The organism is Parahaliea maris, from assembly GCF_008064665.1.
GTDB lineage: Bacteria > Pseudomonadota > Gammaproteobacteria > Pseudomonadales > Halieaceae > Parahaliea > Parahaliea maris.
The window spans coordinates 1-20,367 of the sequence record NZ_VRZA01000002.1 but is presented as its reverse complement, the minus strand read 5'-3'; the positions used below and the strand labels follow the sequence as shown (position 1 = coordinate 20,367).

Genomic DNA, 20,367 nt, shown 5'->3' with positions numbered 1-20,367 from the left:
GAGCCACCGAGCCGGAGCCAAAGCCTGAGCGGGACTACGGGGAAATGCAGTAAAATGGCCGCTTCGCCGTTCGAGATCGCCCCAGACCCATGAAAACCCCCAAACGCCTGCTACCCCTCCTTGAGGACGGCCTCATCGACGAGGTCATCCGCCCCCTGATGAGTGGCAAGGAGGCCGACGTCTACGTGGTGCGCTGCGGCTCGAAGCTGCGCTGCGCCAAGATCTACAAGGACGTCCACCAACGCAGCTTCAAAAAGGCGGCCCAGTACACCGAGGGCCGCAAAGTGCGCAACAGCCGACGGGCCAGGGCCATGGAAAAGGGGTCCCGGTTCGGGCGCCAGCAGCAGGAGGCCACCTGGCACAACGCCGAGGTAGACGCGCTGTATCGCCTGGCCCGGGCCGGAGTGAGGGTCCCCCAACCCTATGGCTGTACCGACGGTGTCCTGCTGATGGAGCTGATCACCGACGAGGACGGGGATATCGCCCCGCGCCTGAATGACGTGGCCATGGACCCGGAACAGGCCCGGGAAGACCACACCCTGATGATGCACTACGTGATGCGCATGCTCTGTGAGGGCCTGGTTCACGGCGACCTGTCGGAATTCAATGTGCTGGTCAATGAAGAGGGCCCGGTGATTATCGACCTGCCCCAGGCGGTGGACGCCGCGTCCAACAACAATGCCCGGGCCATGCTCGAGCGGGACGTCAACAACATCACCGAATACTACGCCGAGTTCGCCCCGGAGCTGCGCGACAGTCACTACGCCGACGAGATCTGGGCGCTGTTCGAGGAGGGCGACCTGCACCCGGACCATGTCCTGAGCGGGCAGTTCGAACAGGATACCAGTACCCCCGACGTCGACGCGGTCATGCTCGAAATCCGCGCTGCCCTGGCAGAGGAGGAGGCCCGCCAGGCCCGCCTGCGGGCTGAAGAGAGCGACGACTGAGACCCTCGGTCACGCGCATCCTGCAGTTGCAGCACTCTCCCCGCGCTCACGCTACAATGCGCCCCTGCTGAATACCCCCGGATAAGGATCCTGTTCGCCATGAAGTGGTTATCCCTGGCCATCTGCGTCGTCGCCTACCTGTTCTGCACCCGCGCGGTCTCCGCAAGCATCCGCCGCCTGGGCCGGAGCAAGGAGGTAGCGGAAGTGCGTATCAAGTACCTTGAGAAGACCTCCCGCATCCTGCTGTTTGTCGCCTTCGTGATCGTGCTCTGTCTCACCCTGGGCTTTGGCTACGGGCAGGTGTCCCTGTTCCTGTCCTCGGCCTTTGCGGTGATCGGTGTGGCCCTGTTCGCCCAGTGGTCGATCCTGTCCAACATCACCGCCAGCATGGTCATCTTCTTCGGCTTCCCCTACCGGGTCGGCGATGAGATCAAGGTGACCGATGCCGATTTCGACCTGTCCGGCACGGTGGAGGAGATCAGCCTGTTCCACGTGCTGATCCGGACCGCAGAGGGCAACCTGATCACCTACCCCAACAACCTGATCCTGCAAAAACCGGTCATCAAGCTGGACCGGGGCAACACGGACTTCCCCCAGAAAGTTGCCCCGCGACACCCCGAATAACCCGATGCACTATCTACCTCAAAGGATGACCCCATGAGCGACCTACCCGCGTGCCCCAAATGCCAGGGGCAGTACACCTACGAAGACCGGGACCAGTACGTCTGCCCCGAATGCGGCCACGAGTGGAGCCAGAATGCAGCGGAAGCCGGGACCGATGACGGGCTCGTGGTGCTCGACGCCAACGGCAACCGTCTCGCTGACGGTGACAGTGTCACCGTGATCAAGGACCTCAAGGTCAAGGGCAGTTCCTCCGTAGTCAAGGTCGGAACCAAGGTCAAAAACATCCGCCTGGTCGAGGGCGATCACAACCTGGACTGCAAAGTGGATGGCATCGGCGCCATGAAGCTGAAGTCGGAGTTTGTGAAGAAGGCCTGAGCGCTCATTCGGGGCTGCGGCCGGGCAGCCCCTCTCCGGTAATTCTGTTCTGGACTAAGCTGTTCACAAAGCGATCCCAGACGGAGGCGCCATGAGATCCTGCCGGCTATTCACCTTGTTGCTCGTTGTTACCGCGCTGCTGACCTCGCCCGGCCTGCAGGCCAGGGAAATCTCCAGCTACGCAAGGGTCAATGAAGACGGCACCCTGAGAATCGACGGCTATCGCATTCATCTCACCGGTATTCATATCCCCGATACCGGCCGCACCTGCAAGCAGTACGTCAATCCCCCGGTCTGCGGCTCCCGGGCCTATATTGCCCTGGAATTCAAGATCAACGGCTTTGTGCGCTGCGAGATCCTCTCGCGCAACGCGGACCGCAGCCTGGTGGGCTGGTGCCGGGTCAACGCCACCTCCTTCGACGAGGGGGAGGACCTGTCGGCCTACCTGCTGGAACGGGGCTGGGCCGTCGCCCTGCCGGATGCCCCCTTCGAGTACCAGACCCTGGAAAAAATTGCCCGCAATCGCGGCATCGGCATCTGGGGCTTTCCGGTCGATAACGTCATTCGCCGCTGAGCCAGGTCCGGGGCCGGACCTCAAGACATTTAGTTGACACTATCAATCAATTGCAATATGGTTGCTACTGTCAACTAATTCAGCGAATCCCTGCCATGCCCAAAACCTCTCTCAGCGAAGCCGTTCACCGGCTGATGCACGCCTACCGGCACCTGCTGCGGGAAGGCATCCAGACCGAAGGGATCGACCTGCCGGTTACCCACATCCGGACACTGAAAGGGGTTTGCCACGATCCCGGCTGTACCGCGCAATCCATTGCCCAGCGCATGCAGCGGGACAAGGCCCAGATCACCCGCGCCCTGAACGACCTGATCGGCCTCGGCCTGGTGGTCCGTGAAGACAATCCCCGGGACCGCCGCAGTCAGCTGCTGCGCCCCACCGCCAGCGGGCTCGTCACCATGGCGCAGCTCGACCGCGCCGAGGAGCAGGCCGTACAGCAGTTGACCCAACACCTCAACGCCAGTGAACTGGCTTCATTCATTGAAATGAGCAATCTCATGGCGAACGCCATTGAGCGCCCGGATTGCCAATAGAGAGCTGACAGAATGCCCAGACCCACGCCCCGTACACTCGAAGTCATCGATACCGAACAGCTGACACCGCACATGCGCCGGGTCACCCTCGGCGGCAGCGGGATCGATGACTTTCCCACCGACCAGGAAAGCGCCTACATCAAGCTGATGTTTCCCCGCCCCGGCCAGGCGCCGCCCCTGATGAGGACCTACACCGTAAGCCGACAACGTCGCGATGCCATCGACGTGGATTTTGCCCTCCATGAGGCGGCGGGCCCCGCCAGCCGCTGGGCCGTCGAAGCGCGCCCCGGGGACCGCATCCTGGTGGGTGGGCCGGGCCCGAAAAAACTGATCAACACTGCGGCGGACTGGTACCTGCTGGCAGGGGATATGACCGCCCTGCCCGCCATTGCGGTGAATTTGCAGCTACTGCCGGACAACGCCCGCGGCTACGTGGTCATCGAGGTGGTGGACGCCGAAGACCAGCGGCCACTCGTTGCGCCGCAGGGCATGGAGGTGATCTGGGTGAGTAACCCGGCCGCCGGGAGCGAGGAAACCGGCCTGGCGCAGCGGGTCAGGAACCTGCCCTGGCTGGCCGGGCAGGCCGCTGTCTGGGCAGCCTGCGAATTCCAGGACATGCGGGAACTGCGACGCTATCTCAAGCAGGAGCGCGGCGTGGCGAAGAGCCACCTCTACGTTTCCAGTTACTGGAAACGTGGCAGTACCGAAGACCAGCACAAAGTCGCCAAGCAGGCCGATGCCCGCGAGGACGAGGGGAATCCGGCTTAGCCCTTGCTACAGCACGATGGTCGTCGCCAGCAACAGCATGAGGCCCATGCCCAGGATATCGGTGAAGGTGGTCAGGAAGATACTGCTGGCCATGGCCGGGTCGGCACCGAAACGGCGCAGGGTCAGGGGCACAGCCACACCGAAGATACCACTGCCGATACAGGCACCGACCATGGCGATGAGGATCACCAGCGCCAGCAGAATCGGACTCCCTCCGGCACCTGTCATGCTGGCATAGAGGAACATCGCTACCGCCGCGACGATACCAACAAAGAAACCGTTCATGGCCCCGAGGGTAATTTCCTTACGCAGTAACTGCGACACGGGAAAATCCTTCAGTTCGCCCAGGGTCAGGCCCCGCAAGGTAATGGCCAGCGCCTGGCAGCCGGTGTTGCCGCTCTGGCCCGCCAGCACCGGCAGGAACGCGGCAAGGGCGACAATCTGGGTAATGGTGTTTTCGAACAGACCCACCACGAAGGCGGCGGCGAAAGCGGTCAGCAGATTGACCTGCAGCCAGGGATGGCGCATGCGAAAGGCAGTGAGTACCGGTGTCGCCGCACGCTCCTCCCTGTCCACACCGACCACGGCGCCCACCTGGCCGCTGATCTCACGCGCCATGCAGTCGAACAGGCGCCAGCCGTAAACCAGGCCCTCCAGGCGCCCATCCTCGTCCACCACCGGATAGAGTCGGTGGCGGTGTTTGAGCGCCAGCTGAATGGCTTCGACCAGAGGGGTATCCAGGGACATGATGACCGGTTCCGGCGTCATGATTTCGTCGAGGAACTGCCCCGGCCTGGCGAGCAGCAGGTCACGCATGGCGACCACGCCGAGCAGTCGGTCCCGGTCGTCCACCACGTAGAGGTAGGTAATGCCGGTTACCGGCTGGGCATGTACCAGGTGATCCAGGGCCCCCGCCACCGTGGTCTCGCTGCGCAGAACCCCGATCGGCGGTACCAGCAGCGATTCAATCGTCAAAGCGCTGTCACCAAGACTTGCCAGGGCCTGATCCGTATGGGGGCCGGGCTGATCGAACGAGGTCAGGTCAGCGTCAGTCAGTTCGACGTCGTAAATCTCCTCGTCGTCATCCACCGGGAGTCGCCGTTCGTTATTGTCCATGGTCTTGCTCCATCGCTCACGATTGTGGTGCCGGGGAGGAAACGGTCACCAGGAATTGCTCCAGAGGCTCCAGCACTGCCTTGTTTGAGGTGATAAAACGGCCCAGCGCCAGCAAGGTCCCCGCATGGCCGAGCCCATCCACCAGTTGCAAGCGGGCCTGCGGCGCCTTCTCCGACAAGCGGATGGAATTGCGCGGACGGACGGTTTCGTCCGCGTTGCCGCTGATCAGCAGCAGGGGCGGCATACGGGAAAGCTCCTGCTCTACCGGTTGGCTCTGGCGGGCGGGAGTATCGCCAAAAGCGGCGCGGGAAGAATCGACCTTGTAGGGATAGAAGTCATAGGGCCCCGACAGGCCGATGATCCCGGCTACATCCTCGGGCCCCAGCCCCACCTTTGCCAGATAGTCCGGCCCGGCAACGACCTGCACCGCGATATAGGCGCCCGCGGAGTGGCCGGCCAGCACCATGGGCTGGGTGCTGATTTTTCCAGGCTGCTCGCGTATCAGGCTGCGTAAGCGTGCCAATGCCGCAGCAGCGTCGTCCAGGAACGCGGGAAAGCGCACCTCGGGCACGAGGCGGTAATTGGGTATGGCAACGGCGTAGCCCATGGCGGTGAAGCGTCTCGCCACAAAGGCATACTGTTCCTTGTCGCCCGAGTCCCAGGCGCCGCCATAGAACCAGACTAGGAGCGGTGCCGGAGTACCATTCTCCTTGGGCAGGTACAGGTCGAGGGTCTGGCGCTCGCCGGCGCCGTAGGCAACATCCGCATAGCTGGGAGAAATACCGCCGGCCTGGACAAAATTGAACGCGCCCAGCGCGTCACAACCGGTTAGCAGAAAGCTGGTCAGCAGGGCCGGCGTCAGCGAAGTCAGTACGCGCATGGGGTTGATCTGGAGGCTCCTTTGCGGGCGAAAGACGAAAAGCCAAAAGCGACATAAAAAGTGACGGGATTTGCCATCCGCGCGGTTGGCCCCCTCACACCGGTGAATTTCCACGGGCACTACCACTATAGCACCACCGTGACGGCAACAGGCCGCCATAAATACCCCGTCCCCAACTCCCGCGAAATCCGCACACGGTTTGATCCACATCAAGGCCCGGAGTCGGGGGCGCCTTACAATGGAAGCTAACACCAGCCCATGCTACGGAGTCACAGCTGATGCGCGCTGCCAATACCACCTGGAACCAGGCCATGATTGAACGCTATGACATGGCGGGCCCCCGGTACACCTCCTACCCCACCGCGACAGCTTTCCAGGAGCGCTTCGGGCAAGCCGAACTGGACTCTGCCATTGCCCGCAGCAACGCCAGCGGCAGGCCTCTATCACTGTATTTCCACATCCCGTTCTGCGACACGATCTGCTTCTACTGTGGCTGTAACAAGATTGTCACCGCCAACAAGCGCCGGGCGCGCCCCTATCTCGAGTTGCTCAAGCGAGAGTTGTCGCTGCGGGCCTGGCAGTTCCACACCGCCCGTCCGGTGCAGCAGCTGCACTGGGGCGGGGGCACCCCGACGTTTCTCAGCGACGCCGAGATCCGCGAGCTGATGCATGTGACCCGGGAGTGTTTCTCGCTGCTGGAGGACGACAGCGGCGACTACGCGATTGAAGTTCACCCGGGGAGACTGGCGCCGGAACGGCTGGCCACACTGCGCGAGGTGGGTTTCAACCGGCTCAGTATGGGCATCCAGGATTTCGACCCGCGTGTGCAGAAGGCGGTCAACCGCTTCAACAGTGTGACCGAGGTCCGCGCCCTGTGTGACGAGGCCCGCCGGCTGGGTTTCCACTCGCTGAACATGGACCTGATCTACGGCCTGCCGCACCAGAGTGAAGCCACCCTGGCCGGCACCCTGCAGGAAGTCATCGCTCTGGCCCCGGATCGGCTGTCACTGTTCAACTACGCGCACATGCCGCAACTGTTCAAGAGCCAGCGCCAGATTCCCGAGGAGGCCCTGCCCTCACCCGCGGAGAAACTGGCCATGTTCCATAGCGCCATCGACACCCTGCTGGAAGCCGGTTACGTGCACATCGGCATGGATCACTTCGCCCGGCCGGACGATCGGCTGGCCCAGGCCCAGGCAGAGGGCTACCTGCACCGCAATTTCCAGGGTTACACCACCCATGGAGACTGCGACCTGCTGGCCTTCGGACTATCGTCCATCAGCGCTATCGATAACGTCTACGTACAGAACCACAAGGACATCGTACGCTACGGCCACTCCCTGGAGCAGGGTCAGGACCCGGCTTGCCGCGGCGTAGTGCTGTCGGCGGAAGACCAGCTGCGGCGCGCCGTCATCAATCAGTTGATCTGCCATTTCGAGCTGGATTTCGACACCTTCAATCGCAGTTTCGGCATCGAGTTCGAGCGCCACTTCGCAGCAGAGCTGGCGGCGCTGGAACCTCTGATGGCGGACGGCCTGCTACAGCGAGAGGAGCAGGGGCTGCGCGTCACCGATAGCGGCCGGTTGCTGATCCGGCGCATCTGCATGACCTTCGATGCCTACCTTGCGGTTCCCGGCGCCACTGCGCAGCCGCGCTACTCCCGCATTATCTGAGTTCCGCCCAGGGCGCGCGGGCCCTCACAGCCCGCGCCCGGTGGTCAGGTAGGTCGCAAAGCTCCCCAGCCAGTGGCTGCCCTCATAGTGTTCAGCAGACACCGCCGCCAGGCCGCGGGCACGGTGCAGTCGCGCACTGGCCAGCAGGGCGGGCCGCCGCTTGTCGGCTGCTGGTAACGCCCCGGCGACACCCTCCAGCGCCCACGCCCGCGACAGGTTGAGACCGTGCAGGTGCGCCAGCTTGCCGTCGGTCGGGTCGGTCACAATGCCCGGCTCCAGCCAGTCGTCCACTTCCGTGGTGGGCAGCTGCGGGAGGAAGTCTTCCAGCCACTTTGCAAAGCGCTCCGGCGTCATGATCCGGCGCATGAGATCCGCAACTTCCAGGCAGGGCGAGAGAAAATCCTCCCCGGACGGTTCGTAGTTCAGGGGACAGGCCCTGTCCTCGAGGTGAAAGGCCAGGGCCTTGCGGGTGAGCGCGTCCTCCAGTTCCACGTCTGCGACAACGCGCGCATAGTCGAGCATCAGGGTGAAAGCGAAGGCGCTCTGGTTGTGGGTACCCACGCGCACCGGGTATTGCAGGTTACCCAGCCAGCTCTTGATCTGCGCCACAATGGCCGCTTCCAGCGGCTGTAGATTGGCTCGCCAGCGCGGCGCCAGCGGATGCGGGCTCTGCTCCAGCTCCACCACCAGCTGCAGGAACCAGGCAATGCCGTAGGGACGCTCGAAGCTCTTGCGCCCCTCCCCCCGGTAGTAGGCGAGTTCACCGCGCAGGTTGTCGGCGGTCAGGCTCTGGCCAAGGGCGGTTTCGATGGCGCCGCGAAAGGGTGACTCGGGGTCGGTGTTCAGAATCCTCACCAGCAGCCAGTGCCCGTGCACCGAGGAGTGCCAGTCGAAGCAGCCGTAGAACGCCGGTGTCATCTGCTGTGGTGGCAGGGCGTCGGCCGCGGACTGCAGCACATGGGCAATCTTGGTGGGATAAGGGCGATGAATGCAGGACAGCGCCAGGGTGGCAAAGCGATCTTCGGCAACGCCGGGTCGGGCCTCTGGCAGCGGGACATCCGGCGCCCCCCGGGCCAGCGCAGACAGCGCCAGGAGCAACAGGCTCAGTAGCCATCGTCTCGGCAGGTATTCCATGATTTCCCCTTGTCAGCTGGTCAATATTCCGGCCACCGCCGCGGGCGGGGACTATACCACGGACAGGGAAAACTGGCGGCGTGGACCGGCGCGGGACAGCGCGATCCTAGTGCGCCTGGCTGCGCCTGGCAGCCGCCTCGATGGCGTCGGCAAACTCCGGCATCAGGGCCTCGGGAAAATCGTGTCCCATGCCGGGAATGACCCGCAGCTCGGCCCCCGGGATATTGCGCGCGGTATCGACACCACAGGCCACACGGATCAGCGGGTCGTCCTTGCCGTGCAGCACGGTCACCGGCAGCATGAGGCGCCGCAGGTGACGGCGGCGATCACCGGCGGCGAGGGAGGCGGCCAGCTGGCGCCCCGGGCCTTCGGACTGGTAGCTGCGCGCGGCCACTGCCAATGAGGCCTGGCGCAGGACTTCAGGGTCCGCCGGGTAGGCCGGGCTGCCGATGGCCCTCGCCAACTTCAGGCCGCGCGCCACCACCGCTTCATGATCCGCCGGGTCTGGCCGCGGCGCCACCAGGGCAGCCGCTGCCGCGCGGGTTGGGCGGGGCAACCGCGGGTTGCCCGTGGTGGACATGATGGAGGTCAACGACAGGGCCCGCTCCGGATAGTGCGAGGCGACAAGCTGGGCAATCATCCCCCCCATGGACGCACCGACGATGTGTGCGGCGTCGATTTCCAGTGCGTCGAGCAAGCCGACGCTGTCGGCCGCCATATCATCCAGGCGGTACGGAGGGCGGTAGGGCAGCCGGAGCATCGTCCTGAACAGCAAACGCCGCCCATTCGGCACCGGCAGGTGACTGAGCTTCTGCGACAACCCGATGTCCCGGTTGTCGAACCTGACCACCTGGAAGCCGCGCTCCACCAGCAGCTCCACCAGGGCCATCGGCCAGTGCACGAGCTGCGCGCCCAGGCCCTGTATCAGCAGTACCGTCTCATGTTCGGGGTTACCGTAACGCTCGTATTCCAGTTCGACGCCATTGGCGATAGCTCGCGGCACAGTTGCCTCCCGAGGGTGAGTCCGTTTTGCCTATAGTTATTCATGTCAGGCCCCGTCTGCAAGACTCTGCCGATGCTGCCGCCTTTGCACTCGCGGGCCCACCAGGCCGGATTCCTGGCGACCATTTCACGACGATCATTTGATGACGCCCGTTTCATGGGGAAAGATTTCAGGTCACAATGGGGCACGATGCCGGTAACGCGCCATTGCCCCAGGAGCGAGCTTGAGCTTTCATATCGACACCCAGACCATACGTCGACTGCGCGATGCGCTGGTAGAGAGAGGCCGCCTGCCTACTACGGTTACCGCGGCGCCTGTCGCCGCCCAGCGGGAAGCGACCGCAGCGCGCATAGCCCCGTTCGTGGAGACGATGTTCCTGATGATGCTGGCCGACGGACGCGAGGACCCGGCGGAAAAGGACGTGATTCGCGGCGCTATCGACCTGCTGGCACAGGGCTACCTGGAGCAATCCGAGCTCGATGAGTTACTGGCTCGCTGCCGGCACAATGTGGCCACCGGCGGTGTGGAGGTCTGCCTGCAAGCCCTCGGGGCGCAGCTTTGCGGCGACAGCACCGACCGTGAAACCGCTTTCACCCTGGCCGCGGTGGTTGCCCTGGCGGACGAGCAGGTCCAGCCCAGCGAGCAGGAGCTGGTGGCCAGCGTAGCCGAGTGGTACGGCGTCTCGAGCCGGCGCGCCAGCGCCATTTTGGGCGACCTCTAGCTTCACCACCACAGTCTAGCCGTCACCGTATTCCGGCAACAGGACCTCTTCCACTGCCACGCCCCCGGGGCCGAGGGTCATCGACACGTGATGGCGGTAGACGTCATCCTTGCCGGAAAATATCCGCGGCACCCTGGCGGCGTTGATATACACGGTGCCGTCGACATCGGCCAGCCATGGGCGCTCTGCACCCTGCTTGGTGCGCAGGTGCATGTGCCCTGCCACAACGGCGAGTACGGATTTTCCCCGCGCCCGGGCGTGGTCGATGGCGCGGCTGAGATCCACGTCCCCCCAATCACCGCCCCCCGGTTTGAAATCGTTGCCCCACATGGCATCCGGCGCCTCACCGAAGCCCAGCGGCCCGTTGTGGGCCAGAAAAACGAGATGCTCTGCCTCCGCCTCATCCACCAGCGCGCAGAGCCGCTCAGTCGACTGCTCGAGACTGTCGATGCCGTAAGTATCGGCCATGTAGTCGGGGAAGCTGAGGGTCGGACCGCCCATGCTGTGGGGTCGCGCGGCAATCAGGCTCACCGCGAAATCCACCGCCTCGATCAGGTGATGGCTGTAGCCGCACAGGCGAATATCAGGAGGGCCTGTGTCATCCCGGCCCAGCGCCAGCAATTGCCGCGCCCCCTGTTGCAGCGCGAGTTCTGCCGCCAGTTCATTGATATCCACGGTGTCGTTGTTGCCCGGCATCACCAGGGTGGGACAGCTCAACTGGGCGATCGACCGCGCGATGCGCAGGGTGCTGTCGGGCAGGCCGCCACCGAGGTCACCGACAAAATACAGCAGGTCGTAGTCGCAGCCTGCCAACTGGTGCACGTCCACCTGATCCCAGTGGGTGTGAAGGTCACCGACAATGCCCAGGCGTACGCCGTTGCGGTCGACCCGAAGGTGGTGGCTCATTTCTGCTGTTCCCCATTCACTGGTGCATGGCCAGCGTTCCCGGCCGACCGGCTCGCCATCGGCGCCCCGCACACCTGAGTTGCAATTATCATGCGACCTGACGCTCCGCCGCCCCCAAGAGTGTAGATGACAGTCAAGGTATTGACGCGAAGCTGCTGAAAAGATCCCACCCACACAAAAAAAACGGCCCCGGAGGGCCGCTTCAATCAATGGTCGTTGCTATTGCATTTTATGGTTGGTACTGCACTTGCACTTCACAACGACTAGTCCAACAACTGCTCAACGCGCGCTGCCGTCACCCCCGTGAATCTTACCTTTGGGGCTTTTGCAGCCGTTGGCGGCAATGTAGTCATAGGCATCCTTCGCCTGCACCAGACCCCAGCCAAACTGGTAGTCGTAGCCATCCGGGCCGAGGTCCTTTGCAGTTTCACGCAGGGCCAGACGAATGCCGGTACCGCTGCACTCAGGGAAGTGGCTCCACACCAGGGCCGCAATGCCGGAGACGTGCGGGGTGGCCATGGAAGTGCCGGACTTGTAGTCATAGTCCGCCATAGGCTGAATGGTGATGTTGGCTTCCATACCTGCCACCATTGCCTCACCTTCGGCCTGGCTGAGAGATACCGCAACCAGCGCAGTGTCACCACCCAGATCAGCACCAAAGCTACCGGGAACGTTGTTGTAAAGGATAGTGCCGACACCGCCGCCGGCTTCACAATTGGCTACTTTCTCACCAAAGGCGATTTCACCGCGCTCAATCAGGCAGATCTTGCCAGCGGCATCTGCGCAGGCCTCTGTACCCAGGCCGCAATCCGTCACCAGCGCAGTAATACTGCCAGTAGCGGAGCCCACTGCCGGGGCCGCTTCGAAGGCGTTTTCAGCCTGACTAACCTGACCTACGCCACCGGTACCCATGCCGCGGGGCACAGTGGACAGGGTGTTGACGCCGGGACCGGCAATTTCAACCTGCGCGGTGCGCTGGGAGAAGTAGGCGTGGTTGTTTCCGCTATCGATGGCCGCCACCGACATGACGCTGTCGTAGGAGGCGGGGTAGGAGTGAGCGGCGTTCTCGTCATTACCCGCAGCAGCGATGATGAGGATGCCGTCACGAGTCGCCCGATCCATGGCGCGCTCTTCAATCGGGCTCTGGATTCCGCCGCCGAGGCTCATGGAGATGACATTGGCGCCGGCCGCGGCACAATCATTCACCGCACCGACCAGGTCTGAGGCGTAAGCGAAACCACCGTCAGCATCGAACACCCGCACGATGTGCAAATTCATGTTTGCGTCCGAGTTGACGCCGACCACACCCTCGCCGTTACCGACGGCCGCGATCGTTCCGGCGACGTGAGTACCGTGCGAGTGGTCGTCCTCATTCCAGGGACCGGAGAGACCCATCTCACCAAAGACGTTGGCCGCTGGCAGATCCGGGTGGCCATAGTCATAGCCGGAGTCGATGATGCACACCTTGGTGCCGCCGTTGTAGGACAGTTTGTTGGCTTGGGTCATGGCGATGCCGTAGGGGGAGATCTCGCCCAGTTCACCGGTGCTGAGCAGCTTGCGAGGCACGTCCGGGTAGGCTTCTGCAATGCCCGCTACGGAGCGCAGATCGGCGAACTGCTCCTTGGTCAGGTTGAGCGCCAGGCTGTCATAATCCGCCAGATCGCGAAGTACGTCGATGCCGCGCTCTGCCAGAGCCGCTTTAACAGCGTCGCCCTGACCGTTCTGGTATTCAATGACCAGACGCATGGAATCTGCGGATATGGCAGGCAGGCTGATAGCCGCACTCATGGCCGCGGCAATTAGGGTAGCTTGTTTCTTCATGTATTTACCTATCTACTGATTGGGTGGCCGTTCAGGCGTTCTCGTCGGTCGCTTCGGTGTCGTCGTTCTTGGCGCCCGGGCATTCCTTGGTCTGGATATTGCCGCTCACCACACCGCCATTGACATAGCCGAGGTAGGGGCCGGCATTAATCGCGATCACGTTGACCAGGCCATGCATTTTTTTGTAGCCGTTGATGCCTTCGCCCAAATCCGTCATGCAGGCAAACCCGGTACCCGGACCGGGATTCAGGGGGTTAGTGGAGTCGTACTCGAAGTCCACCTGATACATGCCCGTTTCGCAGGCCTGTTGACATACCAGCAGCGGATCGTCGGCAGGGTCGCCGATGTCCGGGCCACACAGTCCAGCGCCAATGACGTCCGCCTTGAACGCAACGCCGCCCTTCTCCTGCCAGTCGATCGCCGTTTCGTCGCGGAAATTGACATGCCCCTTGACCGGCTTGTCATCGCAGCGCTGCGCATTGACGGTAAATACAGCTTTCCCCTTACCGCCGAGTGAATGCATGGTGCCGCCGCCACTGACGGTGCCGTCCATTTTTACGCAGCCGGTCATGGCCAGGGAGCCTGCCACCACTAGCAGGCCCTTTTTCATAGGTGTAAGTCTCAAGATGATGCTCCAAATTTCAGAATTTTCATTGTTTACCGATCATCGAAGAAGTTACGCACTTGTTATGAATTTCTTCTGGAACCGGCATTTTTTCCATGAGTTTTTGTTTCAGAGAAGCTGTGCGCATACGTCATTGCGACTCTGCAAGCCTTTTTGCCCCTCAAAAGCGGGTAGGAGTGTACGTATCGAAGTGGCGACAACAAGTTTTTTTTGAAACTTTTTTGCCCAAATGTCGCCTGATTGATTTACTCGATCGAAATTCTGGTGTAGTTTTCAACGTGGCGCCGAGCGCCATATTTTCAAATCGGCTTGTAACCCTCTCCCCAAACCACCCCCCCCCCCACATAGAAGGTTATCCGCAGGGTCAACCACTGCAGAGGTATGCGGTTTCGGAGACGAACCACGGTAATGCCGCACGAGGGCGTCGAAGTTAAGGCACTGGCCTGTCAGAGGTCACAACAGAAATGCGCAAGCAATTCCACATGGGGTGTTTGTGGAAACAGGTCCAGCGGCTGCACCTCGACCGGAGCAAACCCTCTCTCCATCATTACCCGCGCGTCCCGGCAGAACGTTGCAAGATCGCAAGAGATGTAGAACACATGGCTCGGTTGGTTGCGGGCACCGAACAGGGAATCCGCCCCCTGCAATCCGTCTCGCGGAGGATCCAGCACCAGTATTTCAGCGTCGCCGTGCAGCCGCATCAGTTGGGGGTAAGCGTCAGCCGCGAACAGGTCCCTGGTGAGCACATCAACACCTGGAAGCTTGCGGCCCTCCAGCGCTTCGGTGGCCTCGCCCACCCCCTCCACTGCCACGATATCGACAAAGCCCATCTCCGCCAGCACCGCTGTGAAGTTGCCTGAACCCGCAAACAGCTCGATAACCTTGCGTTCCCGGGGCTGGCTCGCCAGCCGGGAACGCAACCAGTCCTGCATCTGCCGGTTCTGGCCGTCATTACCCTGGCGGAAGGGCAGGCGCTGGTTAAGACTGGTACCCAGCTCGGCATCGATATCGATCCGGGTCCACTTACCGCGACGGGACGGCCGCCACTGCCGCTCTGGAAGACGGCCGCGCAGTGCTTGCAGATGGGCCGCGGTCGCCGGGTCGAGAACAGGGCAGTGTTCGATATCGACCAGCTTCTGCCCACCCGAGGCGAGAAAGCCCAGTTGCCGCCCATCGGTGCGCAACTGGGCGCGATTGCGGTATCCAAACTCCAGGCTGCTGGGAAGCAGCGGATGCACCAGCGCCGACTCGATCCCTGCGCGTGCGAGCTCCGCTTCAACCCGACGTTGCTTGGCCGCACACTGTGCCGCATAGCTCATGAATTGCCAGGGGCAACCGCCACACTGCACGGCACCCTGACCGTGGTACTGGCACGGGGGCTGCCGGCGCTCGCTCGAGGGTTCATCCACAGCGAGCAACTGGCCACGGGCGAAACGGCTCTTTAGCTCCGTGACCTTGACCGTCACCGTTTCACCGATCCATGCGCCCGGCACGAACACGACCCGACCGCTACTGTGTTCGATCACCGCGTCGCCATTGCTGCCGAGATCGCGGACGGTTGCGGTGAATACAGCACCTTGTCTCAGTGACATCAATGTTCCTCCAGTATCGCTGCCAAGATCATTATCCTCGACACACTCTGACTACCCCGACTGTCGAAAGACACCCGTTCACAACGTCCCGGCCAATCAACAGCCAAAGCTATCACGACAGGACTACACCCTGAATTGGTGGCGCACGGCCAACGATAAGTTGGCACGGGCCCACAGGTCAGGCTGTATTTCCCCACAATCAGTATGGTTAATGCCGCTATTGAGTGAGGTTCAGTGCGATGCGTCTGCTCATTCTACTTTCGATCTTCGCGTTTCTGGGTGCCTGCAAGGTAGTTGTGTCCGTCCCTGAAGGTGGTCGTGTAGTGTCACTGTCGGGAGACTTCGCCTGCGAAGCGGGAGAGACCTGCACTATTGACGTTACCGATACCGATTTTGACAAAACGTTCAGGGTCGAAGCGGAAGCTGGACTGCAGTGGCGCTGGCGGCAGTTTCCGCGGGGGCTCTGTGGCGGCAGCCAGTCCGACTGCCGCCTTGCGACAACAGGGTTCCCCGGCAACGATAACCTGTTGGCCATTCTCGCTTCGGACCAGGAGTTTTACCTAGAGCCGAAGTTCTGGCCGCAGGGGGAAAGCGAAGTGGCCGGGCTTGGCCGTGGCACACTCACCGGGTTTGGCAGCCTGATCATTAACGAACAGACCCACCTTGCGCTCGACGATAACACGCGAATACGACTGGATGGAGACGACAACCCCAGCGCCAGCGACCTCGCCCTGGGCATGGTGCTGCACTATACCAGCGGAGACGACACCACCAACAACCTGGCCACGGGTACTGCGCTCACTGTCGATGCCATCTCGGAAGTGAAGGGGCCCATTACCAGCGTTAATCCGCTTCGCGTGCTGGCACAGCTGGTTATCAGCACGGGCGATACCGTACTTGCAGACCTCCCGGGCGGGCAACTCAACGCACTGGTTGTAGGCGACGAACTGGAAGTGCACGGTTTCCGAGGCGGCAACAATGAAATCAATGCAACGCGCATTCAGCGCAAGGCTGGTGGCATCCCGGTCTGGAAGCTCACCGGTACGGTAACGGGTGTAGGCACCGGGACGTTCAACATCGGTAGTCAGGAGATCCTGCTGGGCGACATTGCCCCCCGCGATTGTAGCGGCCCCCTGGCGATTGGCGATCAGGTAGAGGCCCGCTTTGCCCGAGACCCCGGGTTTCAGCCCGGCCAGGCGCTTGCCACACTCTCCGACATCGAGTGTCAGGGCGGCGGCTTGCCGAGTCCCGCCAACCCCATCGCGAGCGTGTTGGCCGGAGAGTTTGAGGGGGTGGTAAACCGGGTCATCAGCGCGGAACGGTTCGAGTTCAATGGCCAGTTGGTGGTCCTGAAGTCCAATACCCGCTTCCGCTTCGGCACACGCAGCGACATCATTCCCGGGGCGAGACTGGAAGCTGAAGGAACTTTCGACGCGGTGAACAGCGTATTAACTGCCAGGGAAATCAAGTTCAAGGGTAGCCGGGTGCGGATAGAAGCACCGCTGGAATCCAGCGGTGGACAGATTTCTCTGCTGGGTATCCGACTATTGGTGACAGCAGTGACCGAGGACGAAGACGGCATACTGGACACACTTTCCAGCCGCCAGGTAGAGGTACGCGGATTCCTCGATGGAACCGGCTGGGTCGTGGCCGAGCAACTACGCGAACGCGGTGACCCCGACGCAGGAGACGTTCGCCTGCGCGGCCCGGCAAGCGACATCGATGGCAACGGCTTCAGTATTCTGGGGATTCGGATCGATACTGATACGGCACGCGCCTTCCGCAATCGCAGTGGCGTACTGATCGACAGGGCAACTTTCTTTCAGCGCCTGGTCGAAGGGGCGGTCGTCAGCGCGGAGGATGCAACCTGGGACGGCGCAGGTTCCCTCAGGAATGCCAGAATCGAGTTGGAAGATTGAACAAACGTGGCCCCGGCCCCGCAGACCTGACTAACGTGACGTTTGCTTTCCAGTAGGTTTGGCGAGTTCATCGAGTTGCCGATCGTGCCAGTGTGAAAGGAGAAGTAGCGCGGACACGGCGCCCGACAGCGCCAGGAACATGTCCGACTGGGTATCCCACTCGTAACCCTGGGTACCCAGAAAGGACTCGGCGTCGCTACCTACTCCCAGTGCAACCCACCACTCGATGAGTTCGTAAAAGGCGCTGAAGGCGAGGCAGACACTGACGATATAGACATTACGCCACGCAGCCCCGTTGACCACCGCTTTGCGGATCAGGATCTCCCGCGCGAGGATTGCCGGCACGAAACCCTGGAAAAAGTGCCCCACTTTGTCGTAGTTATTCCGTTCGGCGCCGAACAGGCCGTCGAACAGCGGCACCTCCGCATAGGTGTAGTGGCCACCCACCATCAGCACGATGCAGTGCAGCAGCACAAGCACGTAAAGTAGTGGCGTCAGGGGGAAACTCCGTCGGGTCGCCGCGAGCAGAACGCCACCTGCGAGAGCCGGCGCCACCTCGAGAAACCAGGTAAACCCGTCCCTGGGTTGAATACCGGACCAGATCAGCACCGCCAGGTAAACAGTCACCCAAAGTACCAGAGGAACGTGATATCTGTTCATTCCTGCGGCCCAACGGCTGTCAAACCAATGCGCCCCTCACCGGCAGCAGCCCCGGACCCAGAGGGCCAGGTGTTCTCAATCTCTGCAACGAGCGCCATGAATTCCGGCTCATTCCTCACCGCATCATAGAAAGGCATAGCCGGTTCGAAAAATGGCATCACCATACTGGCCTCGGCCAGTCCATCGCGAATGCATTGCGCAACCTTCGACACATCGGCGAGGATGCCAAGTACACGGCAGACATCATGCCGGCGCATCATCCGTTCGGCCCAGTCTACCGGTACCTGTCGCTCCCAGTGATCAATCCAGCTGGTCGCTGCCTCGGGGTTGCCCGTAATCGCTTCCAATAGACCCAAGCCCAGATAGAAGGGGGAACGGTGAAAAACATCAACCGACTCCACATGATCGGTCAGTCTATTTTTCCAGGCAGGTAGCCGGTCTGCCAGGGGAGAGTAATCCCCCGTAAGCCACACAGTAAACATCCAGCGCCGCGACTGATTGGAGTTGGGAGCGTCCTGGTCTTCCTCCGTTTCGCTGAGCGTAGCGAGCGCGGCCGCATAGTCACGGTTCGCCACATACATGTCCCAGCCGCAATCCGGCTGCGGGAATTGCTGGCAGAGTTGTTCGACAGACAACCTCAGGGTGGAGAGATCCCGATCCCTGCTGAAACGGTGTAACAGGCGGACATAGGCAATGTAAAACGTGTTCAGCGTAGTCGCTGCACTCTCCGCCCAGGCCTGTTCGTAGCGGTGCATCAACATAAGCGCCGACAGCAACTCGTCGGTACTCTCAGGGTCCCGCGGGTTCAGGCGTCGCGTGGCGTATCGGGTTGCAAGATAGGCTTCGAAATTCCCCTGGCGACGCTCGACCCAGGATTTCAACCGCATTGCATTGACATCACTCGGGTTGAGGCTGAGGGCCCGGGTGAGAAGATCGTGCGCGGTATCGAAATCCCGCAGCGTGTAATACACGTAGGCCGCCTGGCCGATCAGGTGGTCCGCCGAGCCCGGCGCCACTTTCTGCAGTTGATCCAGGGCCTGCTCCGCCTGCAATGTCAGCGCTGGCTGGTCACCGTGAAAGTCGGTGTAGGTCAGGGCGCTGACCAGTTCCGCCAGGGCGCGGGTGAAATTGGGGTCCAACGCCACAGCCTCCTCCAGCGCCTGCCGGTATTGCGGCTCGTCGAGCACACCGTAGTCATTCTCGCGCATGCGCATGGCCCGGTGATAGGCGCGGTAGGCGGCCATGTTCTCGGTCGGTATCAAGGCCAGCTGCTGGCGATCCTGCCGGGTCAGGGAGGCCTTCATTTCACTGGCGATGGCACTGGCGATTTCGCTCTGGATATCAAACACATTGGCCAGTGTCAGGTCCCGGTCGTAACCCTGGGCCCACAAGTGCTCATCGGTGTGGGCGTCGATCACCTGCGCGTTGATGCGGATTCGGGCACCCGCGATCTGCACGCTGCCTTCAATAATCACGTCCGCACCCAGCTCTTCACCGATGCGGCGAATGTTGCGTGCAACATTGCGATACTCCCGCGTGGAGGTCGAGGAAATCACCCGTACTGCCTGCAGTTTGCTGAGCTGGGTGAGCAGGTCCTCGTAGATACCGTCGGCGAAGAAAGTACTGTCGCCCTCCTCGCCCGAAGCTGTGAACGGCAACACCGCGACCATGGGAGGGCCGGGTGACCTGGCAGGTGGCGACGGGAGGGCGGGACCACTACCCATTCGCTCGAACAGCACCGGCAATGCAAGGGCCGCCAATACAGCCAGCGCTACCAGCCACAGGAAACGCTGTCGCACCCTCGGGATTCGTCCCGATGACGCTTGTTCCTCCGCTGGCGGGAAATGCGCCAGATAACCCTTGCGCACGACCGTTTCTATGTAGAGGTTCTTGTCGTCGGGTGACAGCAGTTGCCGGAGGATCGATACACAGCGGGTGATGGCGTCATCAGTGATGGTGCGCCCTTCCCAGACGGTAGCGACCAGCTCCTCCCGGGTAATGACCTTGTGTTGATGCGTGAGGAAATAGGCCAGGAGGGCGGCGACCTTGGGCTCCAGCCGGGTAACCGAGGCCCCCTCATACAGGTCACCGGTATCGGCCTTGAAACGCCAGGCAGCGAACCGGTATTGCACCGCATCTGCGGACTGCGCGTCCCCCGCACTACCCGACCTACCGCTGCGTTCCCCTGTGTCGCCAGAATTGCTCATTGCGCTCGCACAAAAGTGACATTTCCTGAACAGCCGTACACCTGGCCACTCATCCGACCAGACCACCCATTATTGCATCGATTTGTATCTGCCTGATAAAACTAAAATTTCTGAAATGAGAGGCAGGTAACGGTTCTGCTTCGACAGGCCCGTATCGCCCTTGAGGAGGGAAGATAACCGGGAGAAAAGAAAAAGCCCGCGGTCAGCGGGCTCAGACTGCTGACAAAGTACCTTCAAAAGCCCTGGTCGTAAGACCGGGGCTTTTGTTTAATGGGGCTGTAATAACGAT

At 61.9% G+C, this 20,367-nt stretch carries 19 protein-coding genes; 9 read left to right on the top strand and 10 right to left on the bottom strand.

Annotation, left to right across the window (positions count from 1 at the left end; translation table 11 throughout):
• The first annotated feature begins 89 nt into the window (after positions 1 to 89).
• From FV139_RS04645 to FV139_RS04620, 6 genes are all read left to right on the top strand, one after another.
• Positions 90 to 947: a PA4780 family RIO1-like protein kinase gene (locus FV139_RS04645; protein ID WP_148067105.1), complete on the top strand. Its 858-nt coding sequence runs from the start codon at positions 90 to 92 to the stop codon at positions 945 to 947.
• A 99-nt stretch (positions 948 to 1,046) separates the two neighbouring features.
• Positions 1,047 to 1,571, top strand: a complete 525-nt coding sequence (locus tag FV139_RS04640) for a mechanosensitive ion channel family protein (protein ID WP_148067104.1) — start codon at positions 1,047 to 1,049, stop codon at positions 1,569 to 1,571.
• A 33-nt stretch (positions 1,572 to 1,604) separates the two neighbouring features.
• Entirely contained in the window at positions 1,605 to 1,946 is a 342-nt protein-coding gene (locus FV139_RS04635) for a zinc ribbon domain-containing protein YjdM (RefSeq protein ID WP_148067103.1), read from the top strand.
• Between the two features lie 91 nt (positions 1,947 to 2,037).
• Positions 2,038 to 2,520: a thermonuclease family protein gene (locus tag FV139_RS04630; protein WP_148067102.1), complete on the top strand. Its 483-nt coding sequence runs from the start codon at positions 2,038 to 2,040 to the stop codon at positions 2,518 to 2,520.
• Between the two features lie 95 nt (positions 2,521 to 2,615).
• Positions 2,616 to 3,053: a MarR family winged helix-turn-helix transcriptional regulator gene (locus tag FV139_RS04625; protein WP_148067101.1), complete on the top strand. Its 438-nt coding sequence runs from the start codon at positions 2,616 to 2,618 to the stop codon at positions 3,051 to 3,053.
• Positions 3,054 to 3,065: 12 nt separating this feature from the next.
• Entirely contained in the window at positions 3,066 to 3,821 is a 756-nt protein-coding gene (locus FV139_RS04620) for a siderophore-interacting protein (protein WP_148067100.1), read from the top strand.
• A 6-nt stretch (positions 3,822 to 3,827) separates the two neighbouring features.
• On the opposite strand, the gene FV139_RS04615 is transcribed toward FV139_RS04620, so the two are convergent.
• Positions 3,828 to 4,937, bottom strand: a complete 1,110-nt coding sequence (locus FV139_RS04615; RefSeq protein ID WP_148067099.1) for a magnesium transporter — start codon at positions 4,935 to 4,937, stop codon at positions 3,828 to 3,830.
• Positions 4,938 to 4,953: 16 nt separating this feature from the next.
• Positions 4,954 to 5,817 carry an alpha/beta hydrolase gene (locus FV139_RS04610; protein WP_148067098.1) on the bottom strand — a complete coding sequence of 288 codons (864 nt, stop codon included), beginning with the start codon at positions 5,815 to 5,817 and terminating at the stop codon, positions 4,954 to 4,956.
• 278 nt (positions 5,818 to 6,095) lie between these two features.
• On the opposite strand from FV139_RS04610, the gene hemN reads away from it, so the two are divergent.
• Positions 6,096 to 7,490, top strand: coding sequence for an oxygen-independent coproporphyrinogen III oxidase (hemN, locus tag FV139_RS04605; RefSeq protein ID WP_148067097.1), 1,395 nt, complete (start codon positions 6,096 to 6,098; stop codon positions 7,488 to 7,490).
• 24 nt (positions 7,491 to 7,514) lie between these two features.
• On the opposite strand, the gene FV139_RS04600 is transcribed toward hemN, so the two are convergent.
• Together FV139_RS04600 and FV139_RS04595 are read right to left on the bottom strand one after the other, a co-directional pair.
• Positions 7,515 to 8,624 carry a DUF2891 domain-containing protein gene (locus FV139_RS04600; RefSeq protein ID WP_148067096.1) on the bottom strand — a complete coding sequence of 370 codons (1,110 nt, stop codon included), beginning with the start codon at positions 8,622 to 8,624 and terminating at the stop codon, positions 7,515 to 7,517.
• Positions 8,625 to 8,730: 106 nt separating this feature from the next.
• The gene (locus FV139_RS04595; RefSeq protein ID WP_148067095.1) at positions 8,731 to 9,627 is read right to left on the bottom strand and encodes an alpha/beta fold hydrolase; all 897 of its coding nucleotides are present in this window, start codon (positions 9,625 to 9,627) and stop codon (positions 8,731 to 8,733) included.
• 223 nt (positions 9,628 to 9,850) lie between these two features.
• On the opposite strand from FV139_RS04595, the gene FV139_RS04590 reads away from it, so the two are divergent.
• Complete coding sequence (locus FV139_RS04590) at positions 9,851 to 10,348, top strand: tellurite resistance TerB family protein (protein ID WP_148067094.1); 498 nt, start codon at positions 9,851 to 9,853, stop codon at positions 10,346 to 10,348.
• 15 nt (positions 10,349 to 10,363) lie between these two features.
• On the opposite strand, the gene FV139_RS04585 is transcribed toward FV139_RS04590, so the two are convergent.
• From FV139_RS04585 to FV139_RS04570, 4 genes are all read right to left on the bottom strand, one after another.
• Positions 10,364 to 11,254 carry a metallophosphoesterase family protein gene (locus tag FV139_RS04585; protein WP_148067093.1) on the bottom strand — a complete coding sequence of 297 codons (891 nt, stop codon included), beginning with the start codon at positions 11,252 to 11,254 and terminating at the stop codon, positions 10,364 to 10,366.
• Between the two features lie 279 nt (positions 11,255 to 11,533).
• Positions 11,534 to 13,075 carry a S8 family serine peptidase gene (locus FV139_RS04580; RefSeq protein ID WP_148067092.1) on the bottom strand — a complete coding sequence of 514 codons (1,542 nt, stop codon included), beginning with the start codon at positions 13,073 to 13,075 and terminating at the stop codon, positions 11,534 to 11,536.
• Between the two features lie 31 nt (positions 13,076 to 13,106).
• Entirely contained in the window at positions 13,107 to 13,700 is a 594-nt protein-coding gene (locus FV139_RS04575; protein ID WP_148067091.1) for a hypothetical protein, read from the bottom strand.
• A 446-nt stretch (positions 13,701 to 14,146) separates the two neighbouring features.
• A complete protein-coding gene (locus tag FV139_RS04570) occupies positions 14,147 to 15,292 on the bottom strand; it encodes a class I SAM-dependent RNA methyltransferase (RefSeq protein ID WP_148067090.1) in 1,146 nt (381 codons plus the stop codon).
• A 239-nt stretch (positions 15,293 to 15,531) separates the two neighbouring features.
• Between FV139_RS04570 and FV139_RS04565 the strand changes: the two genes are divergently transcribed.
• Positions 15,532 to 17,211 carry a DUF5666 domain-containing protein gene (locus tag FV139_RS04565; RefSeq protein ID WP_148067089.1) on the top strand — a complete coding sequence of 560 codons (1,680 nt, stop codon included), beginning with the start codon at positions 15,532 to 15,534 and terminating at the stop codon, positions 17,209 to 17,211.
• 30 nt (positions 17,212 to 17,241) lie between these two features.
• Here FV139_RS04565 and FV139_RS04560 read toward each other — a convergent pair whose 3' ends face one another.
• Together FV139_RS04560 and FV139_RS04555 are read right to left on the bottom strand one after the other, a co-directional pair.
• A complete protein-coding gene (locus FV139_RS04560; protein WP_268939932.1) occupies positions 17,242 to 17,838 on the bottom strand; it encodes a DUF2238 domain-containing protein in 597 nt (198 codons plus the stop codon).
• Between the two features lie 29 nt (positions 17,839 to 17,867).
• Positions 17,868 to 20,003, bottom strand: a complete 2,136-nt coding sequence (locus FV139_RS04555) for a winged helix-turn-helix domain-containing protein (protein WP_187276401.1) — start codon at positions 20,001 to 20,003, stop codon at positions 17,868 to 17,870.
• Positions 20,004 to 20,367: the final 364 nt, after the last annotated feature.

Excerpts from the sequence above, each read along its gene's own strand:
- FV139_RS04645 (WP_148067105.1), top strand. The coding sequence starts at position 90 with ATGAAAACCCCCAAACGCCTGCTACCCCTCCTTGAGGACGGCCTCATC.
- FV139_RS04640 (WP_148067104.1), top strand. The coding sequence starts at position 1,047 with ATGAAGTGGTTATCCCTGGCCATCTGCGTCGTCGCCTACCTGTTCTGC.
- FV139_RS04635 (WP_148067103.1), top strand. The coding sequence starts at position 1,605 with ATGAGCGACCTACCCGCGTGCCCCAAATGCCAGGGGCAGTACACCTAC.
- FV139_RS04630 (WP_148067102.1), top strand. The coding sequence starts at position 2,038 with ATGAGATCCTGCCGGCTATTCACCTTGTTGCTCGTTGTTACCGCGCTG.
- FV139_RS04625 (WP_148067101.1), top strand. The coding sequence starts at position 2,616 with ATGCCCAAAACCTCTCTCAGCGAAGCCGTTCACCGGCTGATGCACGCC.
- FV139_RS04620 (WP_148067100.1), top strand. The coding sequence starts at position 3,066 with ATGCCCAGACCCACGCCCCGTACACTCGAAGTCATCGATACCGAACAG.
- FV139_RS04615 (WP_148067099.1), bottom strand. The coding sequence starts at position 4,937 with ATGGACAATAACGAACGGCGACTCCCGGTGGATGACGACGAGGAGATT.
- FV139_RS04610 (WP_148067098.1), bottom strand. The coding sequence starts at position 5,817 with ATGCGCGTACTGACTTCGCTGACGCCGGCCCTGCTGACCAGCTTTCTG.
- hemN (WP_148067097.1), top strand. The coding sequence starts at position 6,096 with ATGCGCGCTGCCAATACCACCTGGAACCAGGCCATGATTGAACGCTAT.
- FV139_RS04600 (WP_148067096.1), bottom strand. The coding sequence starts at position 8,624 with ATGGAATACCTGCCGAGACGATGGCTACTGAGCCTGTTGCTCCTGGCG.
- FV139_RS04585 (WP_148067093.1), bottom strand. The coding sequence starts at position 11,254 with ATGAGCCACCACCTTCGGGTCGACCGCAACGGCGTACGCCTGGGCATT.
- FV139_RS04580 (WP_148067092.1), bottom strand. The coding sequence starts at position 13,075 with ATGAAGAAACAAGCTACCCTAATTGCCGCGGCCATGAGTGCGGCTATC.
- FV139_RS04570 (WP_148067090.1), bottom strand. The coding sequence starts at position 15,292 with ATGTCACTGAGACAAGGTGCTGTATTCACCGCAACCGTCCGCGATCTC.
- FV139_RS04565 (WP_148067089.1), top strand. The coding sequence starts at position 15,532 with ATGCGTCTGCTCATTCTACTTTCGATCTTCGCGTTTCTGGGTGCCTGC.